At 26.5% G+C, this 17,966-nt stretch carries 19 protein-coding genes; 17 read left to right on the forward strand and 2 right to left on the reverse strand.

Features of this window, described 5'->3' with window-relative positions; all coding sequences use genetic code 11:
* Positions 1 to 160: 160 nt before the first annotated feature.
* From DB318_RS02830 to DB318_RS02845, 4 genes are read left to right on the forward strand one after another with little or no spacing between them, the layout of a single operon-like run.
* The gene (locus DB318_RS02830; protein WP_151073474.1) at positions 161 to 1,210 is read left to right on the forward strand and encodes a BMP family ABC transporter substrate-binding protein; all 1,050 of its coding nucleotides are present in this window, start codon (positions 161 to 163) and stop codon (positions 1,208 to 1,210) included.
* Positions 1,210 to 2,670: an ATP-binding cassette domain-containing protein gene (locus tag DB318_RS02835; protein ID WP_151074264.1), complete on the forward strand. Its 1,461-nt coding sequence runs from the start codon at positions 1,210 to 1,212 to the stop codon at positions 2,668 to 2,670. The genes DB318_RS02830 and DB318_RS02835 overlap by 1 nt, the downstream gene beginning before the upstream one ends.
* Positions 2,667 to 3,599: an ABC transporter permease gene (locus DB318_RS02840; protein ID WP_151074265.1), complete on the forward strand. Its 933-nt coding sequence runs from the start codon at positions 2,667 to 2,669 to the stop codon at positions 3,597 to 3,599. The genes DB318_RS02835 and DB318_RS02840 overlap by 4 nt, the downstream gene beginning before the upstream one ends.
* Positions 3,600 to 4,406: an ABC transporter permease gene (locus DB318_RS02845; RefSeq protein ID WP_151074266.1), complete on the forward strand. Its 807-nt coding sequence runs from the start codon at positions 3,600 to 3,602 to the stop codon at positions 4,404 to 4,406.
* A 1-nt stretch (position 4,407) separates the two neighbouring features.
* On the opposite strand, the gene DB318_RS02850 is transcribed toward DB318_RS02845, so the two are convergent.
* Positions 4,408 to 5,091 (reverse strand): tetratricopeptide repeat protein, encoded by a 684-nt coding sequence (locus tag DB318_RS02850; RefSeq protein ID WP_151059979.1) that lies wholly within the window; start codon positions 5,089 to 5,091, stop codon positions 4,408 to 4,410.
* Positions 5,091 to 6,134: a polyprenyl synthetase family protein gene (locus tag DB318_RS02855; protein ID WP_151059978.1), complete on the reverse strand. Its 1,044-nt coding sequence runs from the start codon at positions 6,132 to 6,134 to the stop codon at positions 5,091 to 5,093. The genes DB318_RS02850 and DB318_RS02855 overlap by 1 nt, the downstream gene beginning before the upstream one ends.
* Before the next feature lie 50 nt (positions 6,135 to 6,184).
* Here DB318_RS02855 and DB318_RS02860 point away from each other — a divergent pair, with 50 nt between their 5' ends.
* The 13 genes from DB318_RS02860 to ftsA all read left to right on the forward strand — a co-directional run bounded on the left by DB318_RS02860 (position 6,185) and on the right by ftsA (position 17,953).
* On the forward strand, positions 6,185 to 6,763 hold the full coding sequence (locus DB318_RS02860) for an SAM-dependent methyltransferase (protein WP_172964364.1): 579 nt from the start codon (positions 6,185 to 6,187) through the stop codon (positions 6,761 to 6,763).
* A 45-nt stretch (positions 6,764 to 6,808) separates the two neighbouring features.
* Positions 6,809 to 7,339, forward strand: a complete 531-nt coding sequence (locus DB318_RS02865) for a chemotaxis protein CheW (protein ID WP_151059977.1) — start codon at positions 6,809 to 6,811, stop codon at positions 7,337 to 7,339.
* Positions 7,329 to 8,168 (forward strand): NAD(+)/NADH kinase, encoded by an 840-nt coding sequence (locus DB318_RS02870; protein ID WP_151059976.1) that lies wholly within the window; start codon positions 7,329 to 7,331, stop codon positions 8,166 to 8,168. Before DB318_RS02865 ends, DB318_RS02870 begins: the two co-directional genes overlap by 11 nt.
* Before the next feature lie 318 nt (positions 8,169 to 8,486).
* Entirely contained in the window at positions 8,487 to 9,245 is a 759-nt protein-coding gene (locus DB318_RS02875; RefSeq protein ID WP_151059975.1) for a hypothetical protein, read from the forward strand.
* 29 nt (positions 9,246 to 9,274) lie between these two features.
* The gene (locus DB318_RS02880; protein WP_151074267.1) at positions 9,275 to 10,351 is read left to right on the forward strand and encodes a hypothetical protein; all 1,077 of its coding nucleotides are present in this window, start codon (positions 9,275 to 9,277) and stop codon (positions 10,349 to 10,351) included.
* Entirely contained in the window at positions 10,348 to 11,184 is an 837-nt protein-coding gene (locus tag DB318_RS02885) for a hypothetical protein (RefSeq protein WP_151073466.1), read from the forward strand. The genes DB318_RS02880 and DB318_RS02885 overlap by 4 nt, the downstream gene beginning before the upstream one ends.
* Complete coding sequence (gene rsmH / locus DB318_RS02890) at positions 11,177 to 12,067, forward strand: 16S rRNA (cytosine(1402)-N(4))-methyltransferase RsmH (protein ID WP_151074268.1); 891 nt, start codon at positions 11,177 to 11,179, stop codon at positions 12,065 to 12,067. The genes DB318_RS02885 and rsmH overlap by 8 nt, the downstream gene beginning before the upstream one ends.
* A complete protein-coding gene (locus tag DB318_RS02895; RefSeq protein ID WP_151059971.1) occupies positions 12,064 to 12,345 on the forward strand; it encodes a hypothetical protein in 282 nt (93 codons plus the stop codon). Before rsmH ends, DB318_RS02895 begins: the two co-directional genes overlap by 4 nt.
* A gap of 22 nt (positions 12,346 to 12,367) precedes the next feature.
* Entirely contained in the window at positions 12,368 to 13,759 is a 1,392-nt protein-coding gene (locus tag DB318_RS02900) for a UDP-N-acetylmuramoyl-tripeptide--D-alanyl-D-alanine ligase (protein WP_151074269.1), read from the forward strand.
* 17 nt (positions 13,760 to 13,776) lie between these two features.
* Positions 13,777 to 14,832, forward strand: a complete 1,056-nt coding sequence (gene mraY, locus DB318_RS02905; RefSeq protein ID WP_151074270.1) for a phospho-N-acetylmuramoyl-pentapeptide-transferase — start codon at positions 13,777 to 13,779, stop codon at positions 14,830 to 14,832.
* Between the two features lie 42 nt (positions 14,833 to 14,874).
* Positions 14,875 to 15,933 carry a putative lipid II flippase FtsW gene (gene ftsW / locus DB318_RS02910; protein WP_151060487.1) on the forward strand — a complete coding sequence of 353 codons (1,059 nt, stop codon included), beginning with the start codon at positions 14,875 to 14,877 and terminating at the stop codon, positions 15,931 to 15,933.
* 35 nt (positions 15,934 to 15,968) lie between these two features.
* Positions 15,969 to 16,712: a cell division protein FtsQ/DivIB gene (locus tag DB318_RS02915; protein ID WP_151074271.1), complete on the forward strand. Its 744-nt coding sequence runs from the start codon at positions 15,969 to 15,971 to the stop codon at positions 16,710 to 16,712.
* A complete protein-coding gene (gene ftsA, locus DB318_RS02920) occupies positions 16,712 to 17,953 on the forward strand; it encodes a cell division protein FtsA (RefSeq protein WP_151059967.1) in 1,242 nt (413 codons plus the stop codon). Before DB318_RS02915 ends, ftsA begins: the two co-directional genes overlap by 1 nt.
* Positions 17,954 to 17,966 lie beyond the last annotated feature (13 nt).

The raw sequence follows: 17,966 nt of genomic DNA on the forward strand, positions 1-17,966 counted from the left end.
AATCTTATAATAAGGGGGAAAAATGTGTTCTTAGAATGTTTGGACAATTTTTTAATTAGTTTTGATAGCTTTATTTTTATAGGTTATTATCGATTTTTTTATTTGACTTTCGTGGCATTAAGGTGAATTTAATAATATAGCAAAAGGATGTTTTATTGTTATGAGTAAAAATGTGTTTTTTAAAGGGTTTTGGATTTTATTTACTATATTCCATTTATATTTATTTGTTTATTTGATTTTTTTAAAGAAGCGGAAGGTTGATATTTCTAATAAAACGAATATTGCTTTATTTGTTCCAGGAGTTATTTCAGGATCTCCATCTTATAAAGAAATGTATGATTCTTTGTTTGAATTTAAAAAAAAGCATGAAAATCTTGAAATTAAAGTTTTGGAAGCCGGATTTAATCAAAGCGAGTGGATAGAAATGCTTGAAAAATTATTAACTTCAAAAAAATATGATTTTTTAATAACTACCAATAATGCTATGCAAGATATTGTTGATAGTGTTTCGAGCAATTATCCTTATACTAAGTTTCTCATTTTTGATTCTTTAGTTAAAAACACTAATAATCAAGTTTATTCAGTGTCTTATAATGTTGCAGAAGAGGCATATATTTTAGGGTATTATGTAGGCCTTTTTTTAAAGGAATATAAATCCGGCCTTGGTAATGTTGCTCTTATTGCAGGTCAAGACTATCCTGTTATGAGAGATTATATTTATTCTTATTTCAAAAAAGGCATTTTTGACGTGGGCACACATTCTGAAGTTTATTATCGAACTTTGGGCAATTGGCATGATAGCAATTTAGCTAAATTGTTGTCAGACTCTTTGATTAAGGATTCGGGAACCTTGGTAATACTTCCTATTGTAGGGCCTGCTGTTGAAGGAGTACTTTCCTCTGTTAGAGAGAACAATATTTCTGCTGTTCTTTTCGATAGTGAAGATTATTTGGATAATAAAGAAAATATTATTGGTTCAGGAATTACAAATCAAAAATATTATGTTTCATATATTTTAGATAAGGCTCTTAAGTCAGAGATTAACTATGGAAAATCTGATATTGTTGGCATAAAGCACAAAGGGGTTTTGTTTAATTTTTCAAATGTTTTTTACTTAGAACAAACCAGTCAAAAGTTAAAAGAAGATCTTTTAAAGAAAATAGAAGAGGTTAGTGCAAATGGTATAAAAATTAATTTGGAACAAAATTAATGGTAGAGTTTAAAAATATAGTTAAGTATTTTCCAGACATTGATAAACCTATTTTAAACAGTATTAATTTAAAAATTGGAGAAGTTAAAATTTTTACAGTAGTTGGTAAAAATGGAGAAGGGAAAAGTACTCTAGCTAAAATTATTGCTGGACTTGTTGAATTTGATAGTGGTGAGATATTGGTAAATGGCATTAAGCAGAAAAATTGGAATGTAGATAAAGCTAAAAATAATGGTATTTATCTTGTTTCTCAAGTTCCTAATTTGAAAATGAACTTAAGAGTATGGGAATACCTGAGTATCTATTGGTTTGGTTATGCATTTTTTATGCCAATGAATAAGTCTAAGACTTATAAATATTATAAATGGCTTATGCAATTTTATAATATTTCTTTTGATCTAGATAAGAAAATTAAAGATTTAAATATTAAAGAGATTTATTTTTTACTTATTATTGCTTCTCTTAAAGAGAATGCAAAAATAATTATTTTTGATGAGAGTGCTGCTTATTTTTCTCAAAAAGAAGCGCAAGCTTTTATAAAATTGCTTGTATTGCTTAAGAAATCAGGAATTGCTTCTCTTTTTATTACCCACAGTGAGATAGCAGATGCTGTAAAATTTAGTGATGAGTTTATTATTTTAAAAGATGGTAAGTGTTTTAGAACAATAAACAAAGAATCAATTTTGAGCAAACTTGATTCTTCTAGCGATAAAACATTTTTTGCAAATATTAATTTTAATAAATTTGAAAAAGATTCTATTAAATTCAATTTGTTTTTTGAAGATTTTTGGAAGTACGATGTTAGTTTTTCTTTAAATAAAAGGGGTGTTTTAGGAATAATTGGCGAAGAAGCTACAATTAAAACTTGGGAAAAATTATTCTTAGGAGAGCTTATTTTTGTCGGGTGTATAAAAATTGATGGCATAAGATATGAGCGAATAAATATTTTTGAGTGCAAAGCGGGATTTTTACCTCTAGGCATTGGTAATTTATTCCCCGATAATAGCAGTATATTAGATAATTTTTTAGCTAAATTTATGAATTTTGAAAATAAAATTTTTATTAGGCAATCTTATATTAATAAGATTAAAGATTTTTTTAAAAAAAAAATGGAATTTTATAGTGAAGAGAGGATATATAGAATTCTTTATTCTAAATCTTTGGCATTTTCTGGAGGAACTTTAAAGAAGTTCGCTCTTTACAGAGAGATGTATATTGCAAAAAGTTTTTTAATTTGTTTTTCTCCTTTGAGTAATTTAGATCACAAAGTTTACAATGAAATGTCTGTTGCTATTCGTAATTATTCAAAAGAAAAGCCAGTTCTTTTGATTACCTCCAATTTAGATGAATTGTTTTTACTCTCTGATAACATTTTGGCAATGAAAATGGGAGAAGTTTTGTTAAACGTATCTAGAGAAAAGATTAATAAAGAAAAATTAAAGGAATTGCTATTTTTATGACCATGTTTAAAAATGGCTTAATGGCATTAATTTTTTCTTTTTTGATATTAAGTATCAGCTATTTTTTTGGTGATTTTTTTCAATTTTCTTATATTAAGATGATATCTTGGCGCTTTATTTTATTTTTAATCATGGCTACTGGTATTGTTACCTGCGCCAAGAGTAATTCATTAAATCTTGGGAATGAAGGTCAGGTTTATTTTGGAGCATTTTTTGTTTATATATTTTCAAGTTTTTTTGGATTGACTTATTTTAATTTTATATATTTGATATTTTTTAGTTCTTTTTTTGTAGGGCTTTTAGGACTTATTCCTTTTTTTATTACGTTTTTCTTTGGATTAAATAGAGCTTTAACAGGGCTTTTAATATCTTATGGAAATCAAAGGTTGGTAGATGGATTTATTTTAAATATGTTAAAAACAGGTAGTTTTTCTAATCAGACAAAAAGAATTAATGGTTTATTTTCTTTAGATTCATCGCTTATTTACTTATTTTTGTTTGGTATGTTAATTTGGCTTTTTTATGTTTTTATGCATAAAAAAACTATTTATGGGCTTCAGCTTGAAATATTAAGCAATAAAAAAAAGATAGATATTTTTTTCAATATAAATGAATTTAAATATAAGCTTTTTGCTGTATTTGGCAGTGCTTTTTTAAATGGTCTTGTAGGTTCTATGTTTGTAGTATTTTTTAAACCATATTTGGTTTTAGGATTGACCTCAGGGCTTGGTTGGAGTAGTTTAATTGTTGCTGTAATTTCAGGATTTAATTATGTTTATGTATTATTTTTTAGCCTATTGTTTTCAATATTAATTGAATTTAATAATTTCCTTAATATAAACTATGACTTTAAGTATGAATTTATTGGTCTTTGTCAGTCAATTGCCATTTTTATCTCTTTATTTTTAATTAAAGCTAGGAAAAAGTAGATGTTTGGTATTTTTGAGCAGGCTATTGTATTTTCGTATTTAGCGCTTGGAGTTCTTTATACAGAAAGAATAGGGCTTTTAAATGTATCTATCGAGGGTATTTCGTATCTTTCAATATTTTTAACATCTTTTTTTGTTTATTTTGGATATGGAATTTTTATGTCTACCATTTTTACTCTTTTTATCAGTTTTTTGTTTGGATTTTTTTTATCTTTTATAGTAAAGAAAAATTATGATATTTTTATAGCAGGAATAGGCATTAATATTTTTTGTTATTTTTTTGTTGATTATTTGATGAAGAGTAATTTTAATTTCATTCCTGGTTTTACTTTAAATTTATCTGGAAATTTTGAGATTATTGTTTTTATTGCTATTTTTTTCATTTTTTTATTTATTACTGTTTATATTATAAGGTATTCAAGAATTAGGGCGGTTTTTGAATTTATTTCTTCAGAGAATTATGAAGACATTTTGGGTGAAAAAATAAGCAATCGTTTCAAATCTTTTGCAATTTTTGTATCAATTTTCACAGCAAGTCTTGCTGGTTCATTTGTTGCGGTAAATCTTAATGCTTATTCTTATAATTTGGGATTAAATAATGGTTGGCTTGCTATTTGCATTCTTTATATTGCATTTTCAAATCCTTTATTAATTTTTCCGATTTCTTTTTTGATAGTTTTTTTTGAATATCAATTTTTTCATACTCAAGAGTATATAAATTCTTACTTTTCTCTTTCTTTTTCATTTTATATGGCAATAATAATAAATATATTGGTTTCGTTTATTAAGAAAAAAGATAAATTTTAGTTTAAGCTTTGCACATTGTGTTTTGAATTGTTTTTAGGGTACTAATTTGTAGATATAATTCTTTTATTTTTCCCCTATTAAAATAATAGAAGGGTATTTGTTTTATTATTTCCAAATTATTTAAAAAAATTATAAATAAGGTGTCGTCATTGAGTGCTAATTGAAAAGTTGAGGTTAATATTGTATTAAATGCTGCATCTTCATTGTTTATAAAATGATAAATACTTTTTTTAAAAAGAGCATCAATTGCTATAAATATATTTTCTTTGAACAATTCTTTACCGCTTTGGAAAAATTTAATTATGTAGTCCATTGAATTTTCAATTTCTCCTATTAAAAAGTATGCCCAAGAGATATCTAAAAAGTTTTTTTTATCTTTAAAGTCTATTATTTTTAAGTAATCTTGAGATTTAATAATCGCTTTCTTCCAGTTTTTATTTAAATATTCTAATTCTGAGAGCAAAAGATGAGCATCAACTTGATTTTGATCCATGTTAACTATTTTTTTTAAATTTGCTATAGCTTTGTTATATTTTTTTGAGTTTTTTAGTATCATTGCTTTTTGATAAAGTTTTTCTATTGTATGCTTGTTTGCTTGCTCATCGAGTTTTAGTTTTGATGTTATTGCAGCGCAAATATTTGTGATCAATCCACAAAAAAGCGCTATTAGTATTGTTTTTCTCATTATATTCCTTCTTTTATTTGATCAACAATATCTATTAGTAGATTTTTATATTTATTTGTTAATGGGTATAAATCAAGCTCAGTTTTAAATTCGTTTAAATATTTTAAGGCAATAATAGTTGAGTTTTTTATTGATTTTGATGAATTTATCATCTCTTTTAGTTTAAATATTTCTTTTCTTGCTGTAGTAAGTTTGGCGTGTTTTATTTTATTAAATTTTGAAATAATTTTTGGTTCAAGTTTTTTTTCTTGTAAAAAATAAATTATTGGCAAGCTTTTTTTTCCTTCAAGTAAATCGTCTCCGAATTCTTTACCATTAATTTTATTTTTGATATTTTTAATATCGTCTATTATTTGGAAATAAACACCAAGTTTTAAGAATGTACTGTAAATGTTTTTAGCTTTGTCCTCATTATTTGTGAGTATTGCAGCTATAAAGCTGGCCATTCCGAAAAGCGAAGCTGTTTTTAATTCTACTAAAGTAATGTATTCTTTAATGCTTGGAATGTATGATTCATTGTGAAATTTAATGTCAATTCCTTGTCCTAAATGAAGATTTGAAAGAGTTGTGAAGAAATTTTCATAAATCCGTAATTTTTGATGTTCTTTTAAATTTGATCTTTCTATTAATTTTACGGGTAAAAAATAAATTAAATTACCAGCATTTATACTATTATCTATTCCATAAATTAAATGTATTGCTGGCTTGCCTCGTCTTTTTATTGAATTGTCTTCAATGTCATCAATAATCAAACTTCCAGAATGAGGAAGTTCAAGCAATAAACTTAATTTATATATCAATTTGGCATTTTTTTCTTTTAAACCCAATGCGTATGCCAAAAGAATCATTATCATTGGTCTTATTCGTTTTCCACCTCTATTAATAATTTCAATTGCTGGCGCTTTAATATAATCAAGGGTTTCCTTTTTTATTTTAAAAGTAAATTTTAAATCTTTATCTTTGAATAAATTTAGAAAATTAGTTGTTGAAAAGATATTATCAATATTTTTTTCAATATTATTTAAAAATAGTTTATTTTGCATAATAAGAATTATAATGAAAAAGTATAATAAAGTGTATTAAAAGGATTAATGTGTATCGCTTGGGTGATGAGTATTCTCAAAAAGCTAAAAGAGAAGGGTATTTGGCAAGATCTGTGTACAAGTTGATAGAAATTGATGAAAAATTTTCTTTATTTTCTTCTGGAAACATTTTGGATGTCGGCGCATCACCTGGCAGTTTTTCTCAATATGCTTATAAAAAGCTTAAAAGAGGCGTTCTTGTATCTGTTGATATTAATGACATTGGCCTTAAGTATGTTGATAATTTTTATTTTGTAAAGGGAGATATATTCTCAGATGATACAGTTTTTAAAATTAATACTTTTGGACCTTATAGTCTTGTAATTAGCGATGTGGCCCCTAAAACTACCGGAAATAGACTTGTAGATACCAGTAATTCTTTTAATTTGGGTATGAGAATAATAGATTTATCGCTTGATGTTTTACTTAAAAAAGGAAATTTACTTATTAAAGTTTTTCAGGGGGGAGATGAGATGCAAATTTTTAAAAAGTTTGAAAAATATTTTAAATTTGTAAAAAAAATTAGGCCTAAAGCTGTAAGGAAAAATTCTTTTGAAATTTATTTTTTAGGTAAAGGTTTTGGCAAATAGTAATTTAATCAAATTGTTATAAGTATTAATTTAAAGGTATAAAATATGTTGAGAAAAGAAATATCTAAAGACAGAAAGTCACAGCTTCAAGTTGCAGGTTTTAAAATAGGCAAAGAAAGTTATGGAGTGTCAATAGAGCATATTAGAGAAATTATTAAAGTTCCATCAGAAGGAGTTTATGCTATTCCAAATGTTCCTGAATATATTATAGGCATTTATAATCTTAGAGGTAGTATTATTCCTTTAGTTAATTTAAATATTAAATTTGGGGTTCCTTCTATTTCAATAACAGAAGAAGATATGCTTTTGACAGGATATTTAATAGTTAAGATTAAAAATAAACTTTTGGGTATTTTTGTTGACAGGGTTCTTAAAGTTATTAGCTTTGATGATTCTAGAATTCAAAACCCCCCTGCTACCTTGCAAACTTTAGATAGAAAATATATATCTGGAGTTGTAAAGCTTGATGATGCTGATAATCTTGAGAGCGAATATTTAGTATTAATTGATATTGCAAAAATTTTTGATAAAGGAGAATTTGAGAATATTCCTTATAAAGATCAACATGAAGAATAAGGTTCTTTTTTGCATTAATACTTTAAAGTCGGGAGCTAATATTTTAGGCAATGATATTAAGGTTTATTTAGAAACTAAGCATTTTGTTGAGGTGGTGTTAATAGATGTTAGCAAGCCTTTATTTGCTTTTCCAAAAGAAAATTTTCTTTTTTTGATAACTTTAGGAGGAGATGGTACAGTTCTTTTGGCTGTTAATTTGCTTCTTGAAAATCAAAATATTGATATTCCAATTATTTCAATTAATATGGGGAAGGTGGGGTTTTTAGCAGATATTAAGATTGAAGATTTTAAAAAAGTCATAGATAGATTTTTTAACAATTCTTTAGTTATTAATAAAAAATTTTTACTTCATGTAACAATTGATCAGCGCGGTAAAGATTTAATTTCTAAATATGTTTTAAACGATATTATTATTCGTTCAAGCGTTCTTAATAAAATGATTTATGTAGACCTTAGGGTTAATTCTGAGAGTTTTTTATCGTATAAAAGTGATGGGATAATTGTGGCTACTCCAACAGGTTCAACAGGATATTCTTTCTCAGCAGGGGGTCCTATTTTAGAAGCAGATCTTGAGGGATTTTTACTTACGCCTATTTCTCCCCATTCTGTTTATAACCGTTCTTTTGTGTTTTCTAAATTAAGCAAACTTTCTCTTTCTTTTTCAAAGGAATATTTTATAGCAGCAGCATCAATTTTTTTAGATGGAATTAATTTTGGTTCTTTTGGAGTTGATGTTGTTTTTGAATTTGAAATTTCTTCTAAAAGCTTGAATTTTGTTTCATTTTGCACGGATACTTTTGTTAAGAGATTGAAAAACAAATTATTGTAAATTTAATGCTTTTTCTAAGCAGTGTTCTTTTTGATAAATATTATTATTGCTTGTTATTCAAATGTCTTATTTAATCTAATTTTTAATAAGACTAAAATATTTTTTATGTTTTAAGACTTGGGGTACTTTTAAAAATTAGTTAAAATTTTACATACTTTATTATAGGTATGTAAATATTTTGTTTATTTGTAGGTTAATGTTCCAGAGGTGTTTTTTATAAATTTATAACTTGTTAAAATATTTAATATATTTGTTGCTAAAATCAATATATTGGGGAGTTGATAAATCACCTTTTTTATAAGTTTTAGGCAGGTGTTTATGGATTTAATCGATAATGAAAATTATAAAAAAATACTATATATTAATAACCTTGTTTTAAGGACTTTAGATGATATAGCAACTATAAAAGAGACTAGTGAATTTACATCAAATTCTAAACTTTCATTTGATCTTATTGATTTCAATTTGAATGTTTTAAGCTATATCTCGTCTTTGAATTATTTTTATACTAGGCCTAGATTGAAAATAAATTATTCTATAAAAAAAATTTTGTCTGGATTGATTTCTGATTTTAGTTTAGTTATTAGTCCTGTTCTTAGTATTACTCCAAGAGAGTTAATTGAAATGCCTCAGTCTCTTGATTTAAATCCCGAAGAGAGATTTTTGATTGTTAAAAAATTGGGTTATTTAATTGATTTGGCTAAAAATTTTAGTAAAAAAGATTCTAAAACGCTTGTTTTTCTTGAGGATATGTATCTTAAGTTTATTGTTTTTTCTAAAAATATTATTGATTTTAGAGATTTTTCTAAAAATTTAAAACCCGAGAGTCCTTATTATAAATTTCAAGTTGAGCATCTAATGAAAGTGTTGGAGCTTTTAGAAGAAGGAGCCTTCATTTTAAGGAGCAAATATGAACTTAGTGGATCTCATGAATTTGGAGTGCATTCTCTTGGATATCTTGAGGCTGGAAGAGCTTTAGCTACTATAGCTTCTCAAAAAGAAGCTGCTGAAAAATTTTCAAGGTTTCATGGAGTTTGGTCTTCAAAGTTTAGTTCAGATTTAATTAAAGTAAAATAGATGGATTAAAGCTAGGGAAGGTAGTTATATTGAGTTTTAATGTAGAAAAAGGCACAATTAAATTCAGAAAATTAAAAATTTTTTTGATCTTGAGCTTGTTTTTATTATTTATAATTTTAATTGATTTTTTTATAAGATCTACTATGAATGTATCTAATTTTTATGATTTTAAGAATTTTGAAAAAAAATCTGATTATAAAAATATAAATTTAAGCAAGAATGTTTTTGTATCAAATAAGGTTTTAAATCTTAATTTTAGAGAATCTTGTTATTCTATTTTAAGTGATAACTTAATAAGTTATTCAGACTATTATTATGTACTTTTTAAGTATGGCGAGGATTATTCCGTTTTTTCTGCTAAAGACAATAAATTTTTGTTTAAACTCAGGTTTAAAGATTTTGTTTTTGTAATAAACAATTTAATTTTTACTTTGAATAACTTGTATAAAACCTTAGAGGTTTATGATTCTAATGGAAACAATATACTATTGCTCAATTTTTTGTCCTCAATTTTAAGTGTGGATTATAATAATGAATTTTTAGTTTTGGGGCTTTCTAATGGTGAGATTTATATATATAAACAAGGCAAGATAATTTATATGGAAAATTTTTTAGAAAAAAAATTTCCAACATGCTTTGTTAAATTAAGTTCTGATAATAAATATTTAGTTTCACTAAAAGGTAATTCCGAGTATTTTTTAGAAATAATTGATTTAGAGAATAATTATAAAAAAATTTTAGAATTAAACAATTTAACTATTAATAGTTTTGAGACTTTTATAAAAATAGATAATTATCATAATTTGTTTATTGAAGGCAAAAATTCATTTATGGTGATAAATATTAAAAGTGGTAGAATATTTAAAGTTGAAAATAAAAATTCTATTTTAAGAGCATCATATGATTATTTTCAAAATATCTACAGAGTATATCTTTATTTTGAGAGTGAAAAAATTATTAATATAAAAACTTATTCTGCAAGTTCTTTTAGGTTGTTTGATAATATTTTTATTAAAGATGAAATAAGCTCTTTTGTTGAATTTGGGAAGGGACTTTTGTATTTTAATAGTAATAATGATTTAAAATATTTGGGATTGGGGCAGTGATTTTAATTATTTTTATATTTTTCTTTAATATTTTAGATTTATATCCATTTTTGGAATTCAGGAATGATGAAAAGTTTGCTTTAGTTAAAGATTTTGGTGTATTAGATAATAATAAATTGAATATTGGAGTAAGGCTAAGGCCCTTAGGAAAGATTGTATCTGTTTTTTCAAATAATTATAAAATCTTGTATTCAAAAAACAGGTTAGATAGGGATGGTAGCATTTTAATAATTTTTGACAACGATTTAAATTTGAATTTAGAGGTTTTAGGAGGGTTTTTATATAAATTTGGAAAGATTTTTTTAAAGGATGAAAAGAGTGTTATTGATTTAGTAGTTAATGATCCTAGTGCTAAAAAAATTATCAACCCTTTGTTTGTTATCAAGAATAGGAACAATATAGTTGCTGATACAGTTTATACCTTAGATAGAATTTTTTTAAAAGGAAAGGGTGATGATGAAAGATTAGAATTATCAAAAAATATGAATTTAAATGTCGATTCTGGTCAATATAGCCTTTTATTATATTTTCATGCTCAAAAAGTAGAAGCTTTTGAAAATTCTCTTAAAGGAATTTATTATTTTGAAGTTATTTTGAATAATAAAAGTATTCTCCGTTCAGATTTTCAAAATATTTTTTTGATTAATAATACATATGCTTTAGCTCAAGAGAAAAATTATGGATTAGATATTTTGAATATTAAAAAAGATGGCGGATGTCTTAAAATAAATGATCTTAATTTTATTAAGGGCAAGAATGAGCTTAAAATAAAATATGGCGATGTTTATGGGAATGAAAAAAAAATAATTTATAGGTTTAAATTAAATGAATAATAATGCTTTTCATTTTCCAGTACTTCTTGATGCGATTTGTAAGCTTATAGAAGATTTGCCTACAAAAAGTGATCTAATATACATTGATTCTACTCTTGGAGAAGGTGTTCATGCAAAAGCGATTCTTGAAAAATATGACTTTTTAAGTTTGATTGGAATTGAAAGAGATACTCAAGTTTTAAAAAGAGCAAAACAGTTTCTTTTTGTTTTTGAAGAGAGAATTACATATTTTAATGATTGGTTTGACAATTTTTTTGCCAATTACCCTTTAAATGTCAAAGCTAATTTTATCTTAGTTGATCTTGGTATTTCTATGTTTCATTACAAGGGTAGTAAAAAAGGATTTTCTTTTCTTGAAGATGAACCTTTAGATATGAGGCTTTGTTCTTCTTCTTGTAGTATTAGTGCGGCTGAGATTGTAAACACTTTTAGTAAATATGATCTTGAAAGTTTAATCTATGATTTAAGCAATGAGCATTATTCTAGAAAAATTTCTAAGGCCATTGTAGAATATCGAAAAATTAAAAAAATACAAACCACAAAAGAGTTGCAATCTATAATAAGTAAAGTTTATCCTTTTCCAAAAGCTAAAATAAATCCAGCTACAAAAACTTTTCAAGCGTTAAGAATTTATGTAAATGATGAGCTTGCTAGGCTTAAAAGGAGTTTGCCTTTGTGGGTAGAAAATTTAGCCAAAGATGGAATTTTAGCTATTATTACGTTTCATTCAATAGAGGATCGTATTGTAAAAGATTTTTTTAGAAGTTTAAGTTGTGATTTGTATGCTAAGATTTCAAAAAAGCCGATTATTCCAAGTTTTGATGAGATTAAAAAAAACAAACCTTCAAGGAGTGCCAAGCTTAGAGCTTTAAAAAAAATATGAATAGTATAAGTAAGATTGAGTTTGAAGTTTATTGTATTTTAATTTTAATACTAACAGTTATAGTGTGTTTTAATATTTACTTAAATTTTAGATATGTTGTAAAGCTTAGAGAATTTAATCATTTAAACAATGAACAGGAAAATATTATTGATGATAATTTAAGATTGCTGACAGTAATATATGAACTTGAAAATATTAATAGGATAGAGAGTTTTTGTTTTGGAGAATTAAATTTGGAAAAAAAAGCTAATGAAGATATAAATATTTTTGTTGACTAAAAGATTTTAGAATGAGGTTTGAATGCGTATAAAGATTAAGGATATTTTAATCTCTTCTAAAGATGTGAAGTTTGTAGGAAATATAAAAAATATTGAAAAGGTAGTATCGTTTTACTCTTTAGATAGTCGTGAAATAAAGGATAATAATATCAATGCTAGTCTTTATTTTGCATATAAGGGGAATAAAGTAGATGGATTTTCTTTTGTTAAATATTTAATTGATTTAGGTGTTGAATGTTTCATATGCTCAAGAGAGCACGAATCTGAGTGTATTGAATACTTAAATGATAATGAAGGGTTAGTTTTTTTGCTTACAAGCAATGTAATAAAACTTCTTCAAACTTTAGCATCGTATTTAATTAAAAAGACAAGTTTTAAAAGAATTGCTATTACAGGTAGTAATGGTAAAACTACAACCAAAGAAATGCTTTATAGTATTCTTTCAAAAAAATATAAAACTTACAAAACTTGGGGCAATTTAAATTCTGACATTGGCCTTCCTCTTAGCATTTTAAGGGTAGAAGGTAATGAAGAATATGCTGTTTTTGAAGTTGGAGTTAGTTATGTTGGAGAAATGGATCTTTTATCCCAAATTTTAAAACCAGAAATTGTTATTATTACAAATATAAGTTATGCACATATTCAAGCTTTCAATGAGCTACAAGTTATTGCTTTTGAAAAGAGTAAAATAATTGGCGAAAACATTGAAATCTTTGTTGTAAATGAAATGAATGATTATTGTGTTTATCTTGAAAAAAGAGCAAAAATTGCAAATCCAAATGTTAAAATCGTTTATTTTGATTTTGAAAATCTTAATATTAAATCGTTTTCTTTTCTTGAAGGGAAATTTTCTTATAATTTTGTTTACAAGGGGTTTGAATACTCTATTTTATTGCCGGGCCGGCACAATGTTTTTAATGCAATAGGGTGTATTAATTTGGCCTTATTTTTAGGAATGAGAGAAAAAGAAATAAAAGAAGGCCTTATTGAAACTGATTTTCAAAAAGGTAGGGCAGAAATTTTGACAAAAAATGGATATTTAATTTTGAATGATTCTTATAATGGCAATATGGGTTCTTTTATGGCCTTAAAAAATATGATTTTAGATATTAATATTCAAGGCAAAAAATTTATAGTTCTGGGGTCTTTTAAAGAGCTTGGGAAATTTTCATGCAAAACCCACAAAGATTTAATTCAAGAGGCTGTTTCAATGAATTTTGATAAAATTTTTCTAATTGGTGAAGAATTTTTAGATGTTAGAGATTCTGAGAATTTAATTGAAAAGTGTTTGTATTATTTTAGCGAGTTTGATAAATTTATTGATTTTTTTTTAAAAAGCTTGGAGCCTTCAGTTTTTATTGTCATTAAAGGTTCAAGGTTTAATAGGTTAGAGAGAATTTTAAATTACATTTAAATGATAATGAGGTTATTATGTTTTGTTTTTTAGGTTTGCGTTTGCTCAAATATATTACCTTTAGAATGGCTTATGCTACAATTTTTGCATTTTTGCTTTCTTTGATTGTAGGGCCTCATATTATTTTAAAGCTAAAAAAATTAAGGGTCGATCAAATTTTAAGAGAAGATGGCCCTAAAAGACATTTGAGTGAAAAAACAGGAATCCCTACTATGGGGGGTATTCTTATTTTTTTTTGTGTTTTTATCTCTTTAGTGTTTTGGAGCAACATTTTAAATGTTTATTTTTTGATTATGGTTTTTGTTATGCTTGGATTTGCTTTCTTGGGATTTGTAGATGATTTTTTGAAAATTAAAAAGAAAACCCCAGATGGGCTTAAAGCACGATTTAAGGTTTATGGGCAAATAATATTTTCTTTTATCTCTGTTAGTATTTTGTATTATTTTGGAAGTGAGCATGTTAGTATGATCTATTTTCCCTTTATTAAGTCTTTTAAAATAGATTTGGGGTTGTTTTATATTCCTTTTGGTATGCTTGTTTTAATTTCTGCTTCTAATTCTTTTAATTTAACAGATGGACTTGATGGACTTGCAATTGGATTGAGCATAGTTATAACAGGGGCTTTAATAATAATCGCCTATCTTACAAGCAGGGTTGATTTTGCAGCTTATTTATATATTCCAAATATTAAAGGTTCTGAAGAGCTTGCAATATTTCTTGGAGCCTTGCTTGGAGGTAGTTTTGGATTTTTATGGTTTAATGCCTATCCTGCTAAAATTATGATGGGAGATACAGGAAGTCTGGCCTTGGGCGCTATTCTTGGAATGGCCGCTTTGATTTTAAAAAGTGAAATACTTTTTTTAATTCTTGCAGGTGTTTTTATTATTGAAACCATGTCTGTAATTATTCAAGTCATAGTTTACAAAAAGACTAAAAAAAGAGTATTTAAAATGGCGCCACTTCATCATCATTTTGAAGAACTTGGGTGGTCTGAGATGCAAGTTGTTATTAGATTTTGGATAATAGGGTTAATATTTGCTATAATTGCTTTAAGTACTATAAAAATCAGATAATTTATTATGTTTGTAGAGATAAATTCACTTAGAATGTGTTATTTGCTTGTTTTGCTACTATTAGTGGCTTACGGTCTTGTAGTTTTTTATACTTCTTCCTTTTTTCTAAGCCTAGAACTTACAGGTAATCCAAATTTTTTATTTTTTACAAGACTTAATTATCTTTTTTTGAGCTTTATAGCTTTTCTTGTTTTTGAAAGAATTTCTTTAAATTTTTTAAAAAAAACAATATTTCCTGTATTGAGCATAACTCTTTTTTTAATTATAGCAACTTTTTTATCCCCAAGTATTTCTGGAGCAAAGAGATGGATATTTTTTCAAGGTATTAGTATTCAGCCTTCTGAGATTTTTAAAATATCTTTTACTATTTATCTTTCAGTTTATTTAAGTAAGTTCGATTTAAGAAAAAATAATAGTATTTCGTACTGGTTAAAGCCAATGTTTATTTTTGCAATTTTTTGGGTGTTGATAATTTTGCAAAACGATTATTCAACAGCTATTTATTTTGCTATTCTTTTTTTTATTGTTTTATTTGTTTCTAATATGGCATTTAGTTATGTTTTTGCCATTGTGATTACTTTTTTGCCAGTTTCTGCTATATTTTTGATGCTTGAGCCTTATAGGGTTTCTAGAATTTTTGCCTTTCTCAATCCTTACGACGATCCTTCTGGTAAAGGGTACCAAATAATAGCATCTCTTAATGCTTTAAAAAGTGGGGGAATTTTAGGTAAAGGTCTTGGAATGGGTGAGGTAAAACTTGGAAAATTGCCAGAGGCTAATTCTGATTTTATTTTTTCAGTTCTTGGAGAGGAATTGGGATTTTTAGGTGTCTTGTTTGCCATAATTTTATTTTTTTTGCTTTTTTACTTTGGCTATTTTATAGCTATTAATTCTAATAGTAGGTTTAAATTTTATATTGCATTTATTTCAAGTCTTGCAATTTTTCTTCAAAGCATAATGAATATTTTAATTGCAATTGGTCTTTTACCCCCTACTGGAATAAATTTGCCGTTTTTTTCATCTGGAGGATCTTCTATTATTGTTAGCATGGCACTTTCTGGTCTTATTTCAAATGTTGCAAAAAACTTAAGTAATAATTGATTGGATTTTTATAGTACGGTAAATTGGTTTATTTTATGATTTTTGGGAGAAAATTTTTAATTAGGTATATATATTTTTCGACGTCTTTAATTTTTTTTGAAATAATAATTATTATTTTTTTATCTCCTTATTTTTTAATTAGGTATATTAGTATCAATAATGATATTTCTCTTTCTAAAGAAGATATAATCAAGATTTCGGGAATTAAGCCTGATACATATTATCATAATGCTAATGTTAGAATGTATGAGGAGAATCTTAAAAGAGATTTAAGGATAAAAAATGTTAAAGTTGATCTTAAGTTTCCCAATAAAATTAATATTAGAATAGAAAAAAGAATACCTGTTGCTGTTGCTTTAGAAAACGTAAATGATAATATTACTTATTATTTTATTGCATCAGATGGTGTAATTTTGGAAAAAAGTAAGTATTTACTTTATGATTTACCCGTAATTAGTGGATTAGTTTTAAATGATAATAATGTAGGAGATTTTTTAGAAGATAGAATGCTTAATGTTATAAGGGGCCTTGATTATCTTAAAATAAATCAAAAATATTTGTATAATTTAATATCAGAGGTGAATTTTTTAAAATTGAATTTCTATGATTATAATGTAATTTTGTATATTAAAAGTATATATAATAAAATATTGATAACAGTTGATATGGATTTAATAGATGTGATGCATAAAGTGTTTCTTGCAGTTGATTTGCTTAAAGGAAAGCCTGGTGTTATAGATTTAAGAAGTGGTAATATCATTTTGTTAGGAGAAGACTAGTGTCTAGAAATTTGATAGTAGGTTTAGATGTTGGAACTTCAAAAATTTGTACTGTTGTTGCTGAGGTAAATTTAAATGATCAATTAGAGATAGTCGGAATAGGCACTAGTATATCAAGAGGAGTTAGAAAGGGAGTTTTAATAAATATTGAAGCGGCTCTTGATTCAATATCTAATTCTATTGAGGCTGCAGAGCTCATCTCAGGATGTGACATTACATCGCTTTCGGTTTCCATGTCTGGAAGTAGTGTTGAGGGAACTAATTCGCGTGGCGTTGTTGCAATAAATTCAAGAACAAGAGAGATTAATGAAGAAGATGTTGATAGGGTAATTGAAGCAGCAAAGGCAATTGTCATTCCAATGGATAGAGAAATTCTTCATGTTATTCCTCAAGAATTTATTGTAGATGGAATACCTCATATAAAAAACCCAATAGACATGATGGGGATTCGTCTTGAAGGAGAAGTGCACATTATTACAGGGTCTAGCTCTTCTAGTCAGAATTTAGTCAGATGTGTAAATCGAGCTGGATTTGCCGTTGATGAGGTCGTTCTTGGAAGCTTAGCTTCATCTTATGCAACTCTTTCTAAAGAAGAGCGTGAGATGGGTGTTTTGTTTATTGATATGGGTAAAGGAACAACGGATATTATTCTTTATATTGATGGTTCTCCTTATTATACAGGCGTGATTCCTATTGGTGTTAATAGAGTAACTCTTGATATTGCGCAAGTTTGGAAGGTTCCTGAGGATGTTGCTGAGAATATTAAAATAACAGCCGGAATTGCTCATCCGTCTATTTTAGAGAGTCAAATGGAAACTGTAATTATCCCAAATCTTGGAACTCGTCCTCCTCAGGAGAAAAGCAGGAAAGAGTTATCTGTAATAATTAATTCAAGATTGAGAGAAATTTTTGAAATGATGAGGGCAGAAGTATTTAAACGGGGACTTTATAATAAAATTAATGGTGGGATAGTTTTAACAGGTGGAGGAGCTTTATTCCCAGGTATTTCTAACTTGATAGAAGAGGTATTTAATTATCCTGCAAGAATAGGTTTGCCAATGAGTATTAATGGGATTGGTGAAGAGCATATAGATCCTAAGTTTTCTTCAGCTCTTGGTCTTGTTCTTTATAAGCATGAGCAACAAAAATTCAATAAATTAAAGAAGGTAAGCAGTAAAGTTAAAAGAAAAAATAAAATATCTTCAAAGTTGAAAGGTTGGTTTTTGAAAGAATGGTTTTGACCAATCATGGAGG

It is taken from the genome of [Borrelia] turdi (genome assembly GCF_008828755.2).
Classification (GTDB): Bacteria; Spirochaetota; Spirochaetia; order Borreliales; family Borreliaceae; genus Borreliella; species Borreliella turdi.

What these genes read in the sequence shown, in the direction of transcription:
- DB318_RS02830 (WP_151073474.1), top strand. Translation starts at nt 161, where the DNA reads ATGAGTAAAAATGTGTTTTTTAAAGGGTTTTGGATTTTATTTACTATA.
- DB318_RS02835 (WP_151074264.1), top strand. Translation starts at nt 1,210, where the DNA reads ATGGTAGAGTTTAAAAATATAGTTAAGTATTTTCCAGACATTGATAAA.
- DB318_RS02840 (WP_151074265.1), top strand. Translation starts at nt 2,667, where the DNA reads ATGACCATGTTTAAAAATGGCTTAATGGCATTAATTTTTTCTTTTTTG.
- DB318_RS02845 (WP_151074266.1), top strand. Translation starts at nt 3,600, where the DNA reads ATGTTTGGTATTTTTGAGCAGGCTATTGTATTTTCGTATTTAGCGCTT.
- DB318_RS02850 (WP_151059979.1), bottom strand. Translation starts at nt 5,091, where the DNA reads ATGAGAAAAACAATACTAATAGCGCTTTTTTGTGGATTGATCACAAAT.
- DB318_RS02855 (WP_151059978.1), bottom strand. Translation starts at nt 6,134, where the DNA reads ATGCAAAATAAACTATTTTTAAATAATATTGAAAAAAATATTGATAAT.
- DB318_RS02865 (WP_151059977.1), top strand. Translation starts at nt 6,809, where the DNA reads ATGTTGAGAAAAGAAATATCTAAAGACAGAAAGTCACAGCTTCAAGTT.
- DB318_RS02870 (WP_151059976.1), top strand. Translation starts at nt 7,329, where the DNA reads ATGAAGAATAAGGTTCTTTTTTGCATTAATACTTTAAAGTCGGGAGCT.
- DB318_RS02875 (WP_151059975.1), top strand. Translation starts at nt 8,487, where the DNA reads ATGGATTTAATCGATAATGAAAATTATAAAAAAATACTATATATTAAT.
- rsmH (WP_151074268.1), top strand. Translation starts at nt 11,177, where the DNA reads ATGAATAATAATGCTTTTCATTTTCCAGTACTTCTTGATGCGATTTGT.
- DB318_RS02895 (WP_151059971.1), top strand. Translation starts at nt 12,064, where the DNA reads ATGAATAGTATAAGTAAGATTGAGTTTGAAGTTTATTGTATTTTAATT.
- DB318_RS02900 (WP_151074269.1), top strand. Translation starts at nt 12,368, where the DNA reads ATGCGTATAAAGATTAAGGATATTTTAATCTCTTCTAAAGATGTGAAG.
- mraY (WP_151074270.1), top strand. Translation starts at nt 13,777, where the DNA reads ATGTTTTGTTTTTTAGGTTTGCGTTTGCTCAAATATATTACCTTTAGA.
- DB318_RS02915 (WP_151074271.1), top strand. Translation starts at nt 15,969, where the DNA reads ATGATTTTTGGGAGAAAATTTTTAATTAGGTATATATATTTTTCGACG.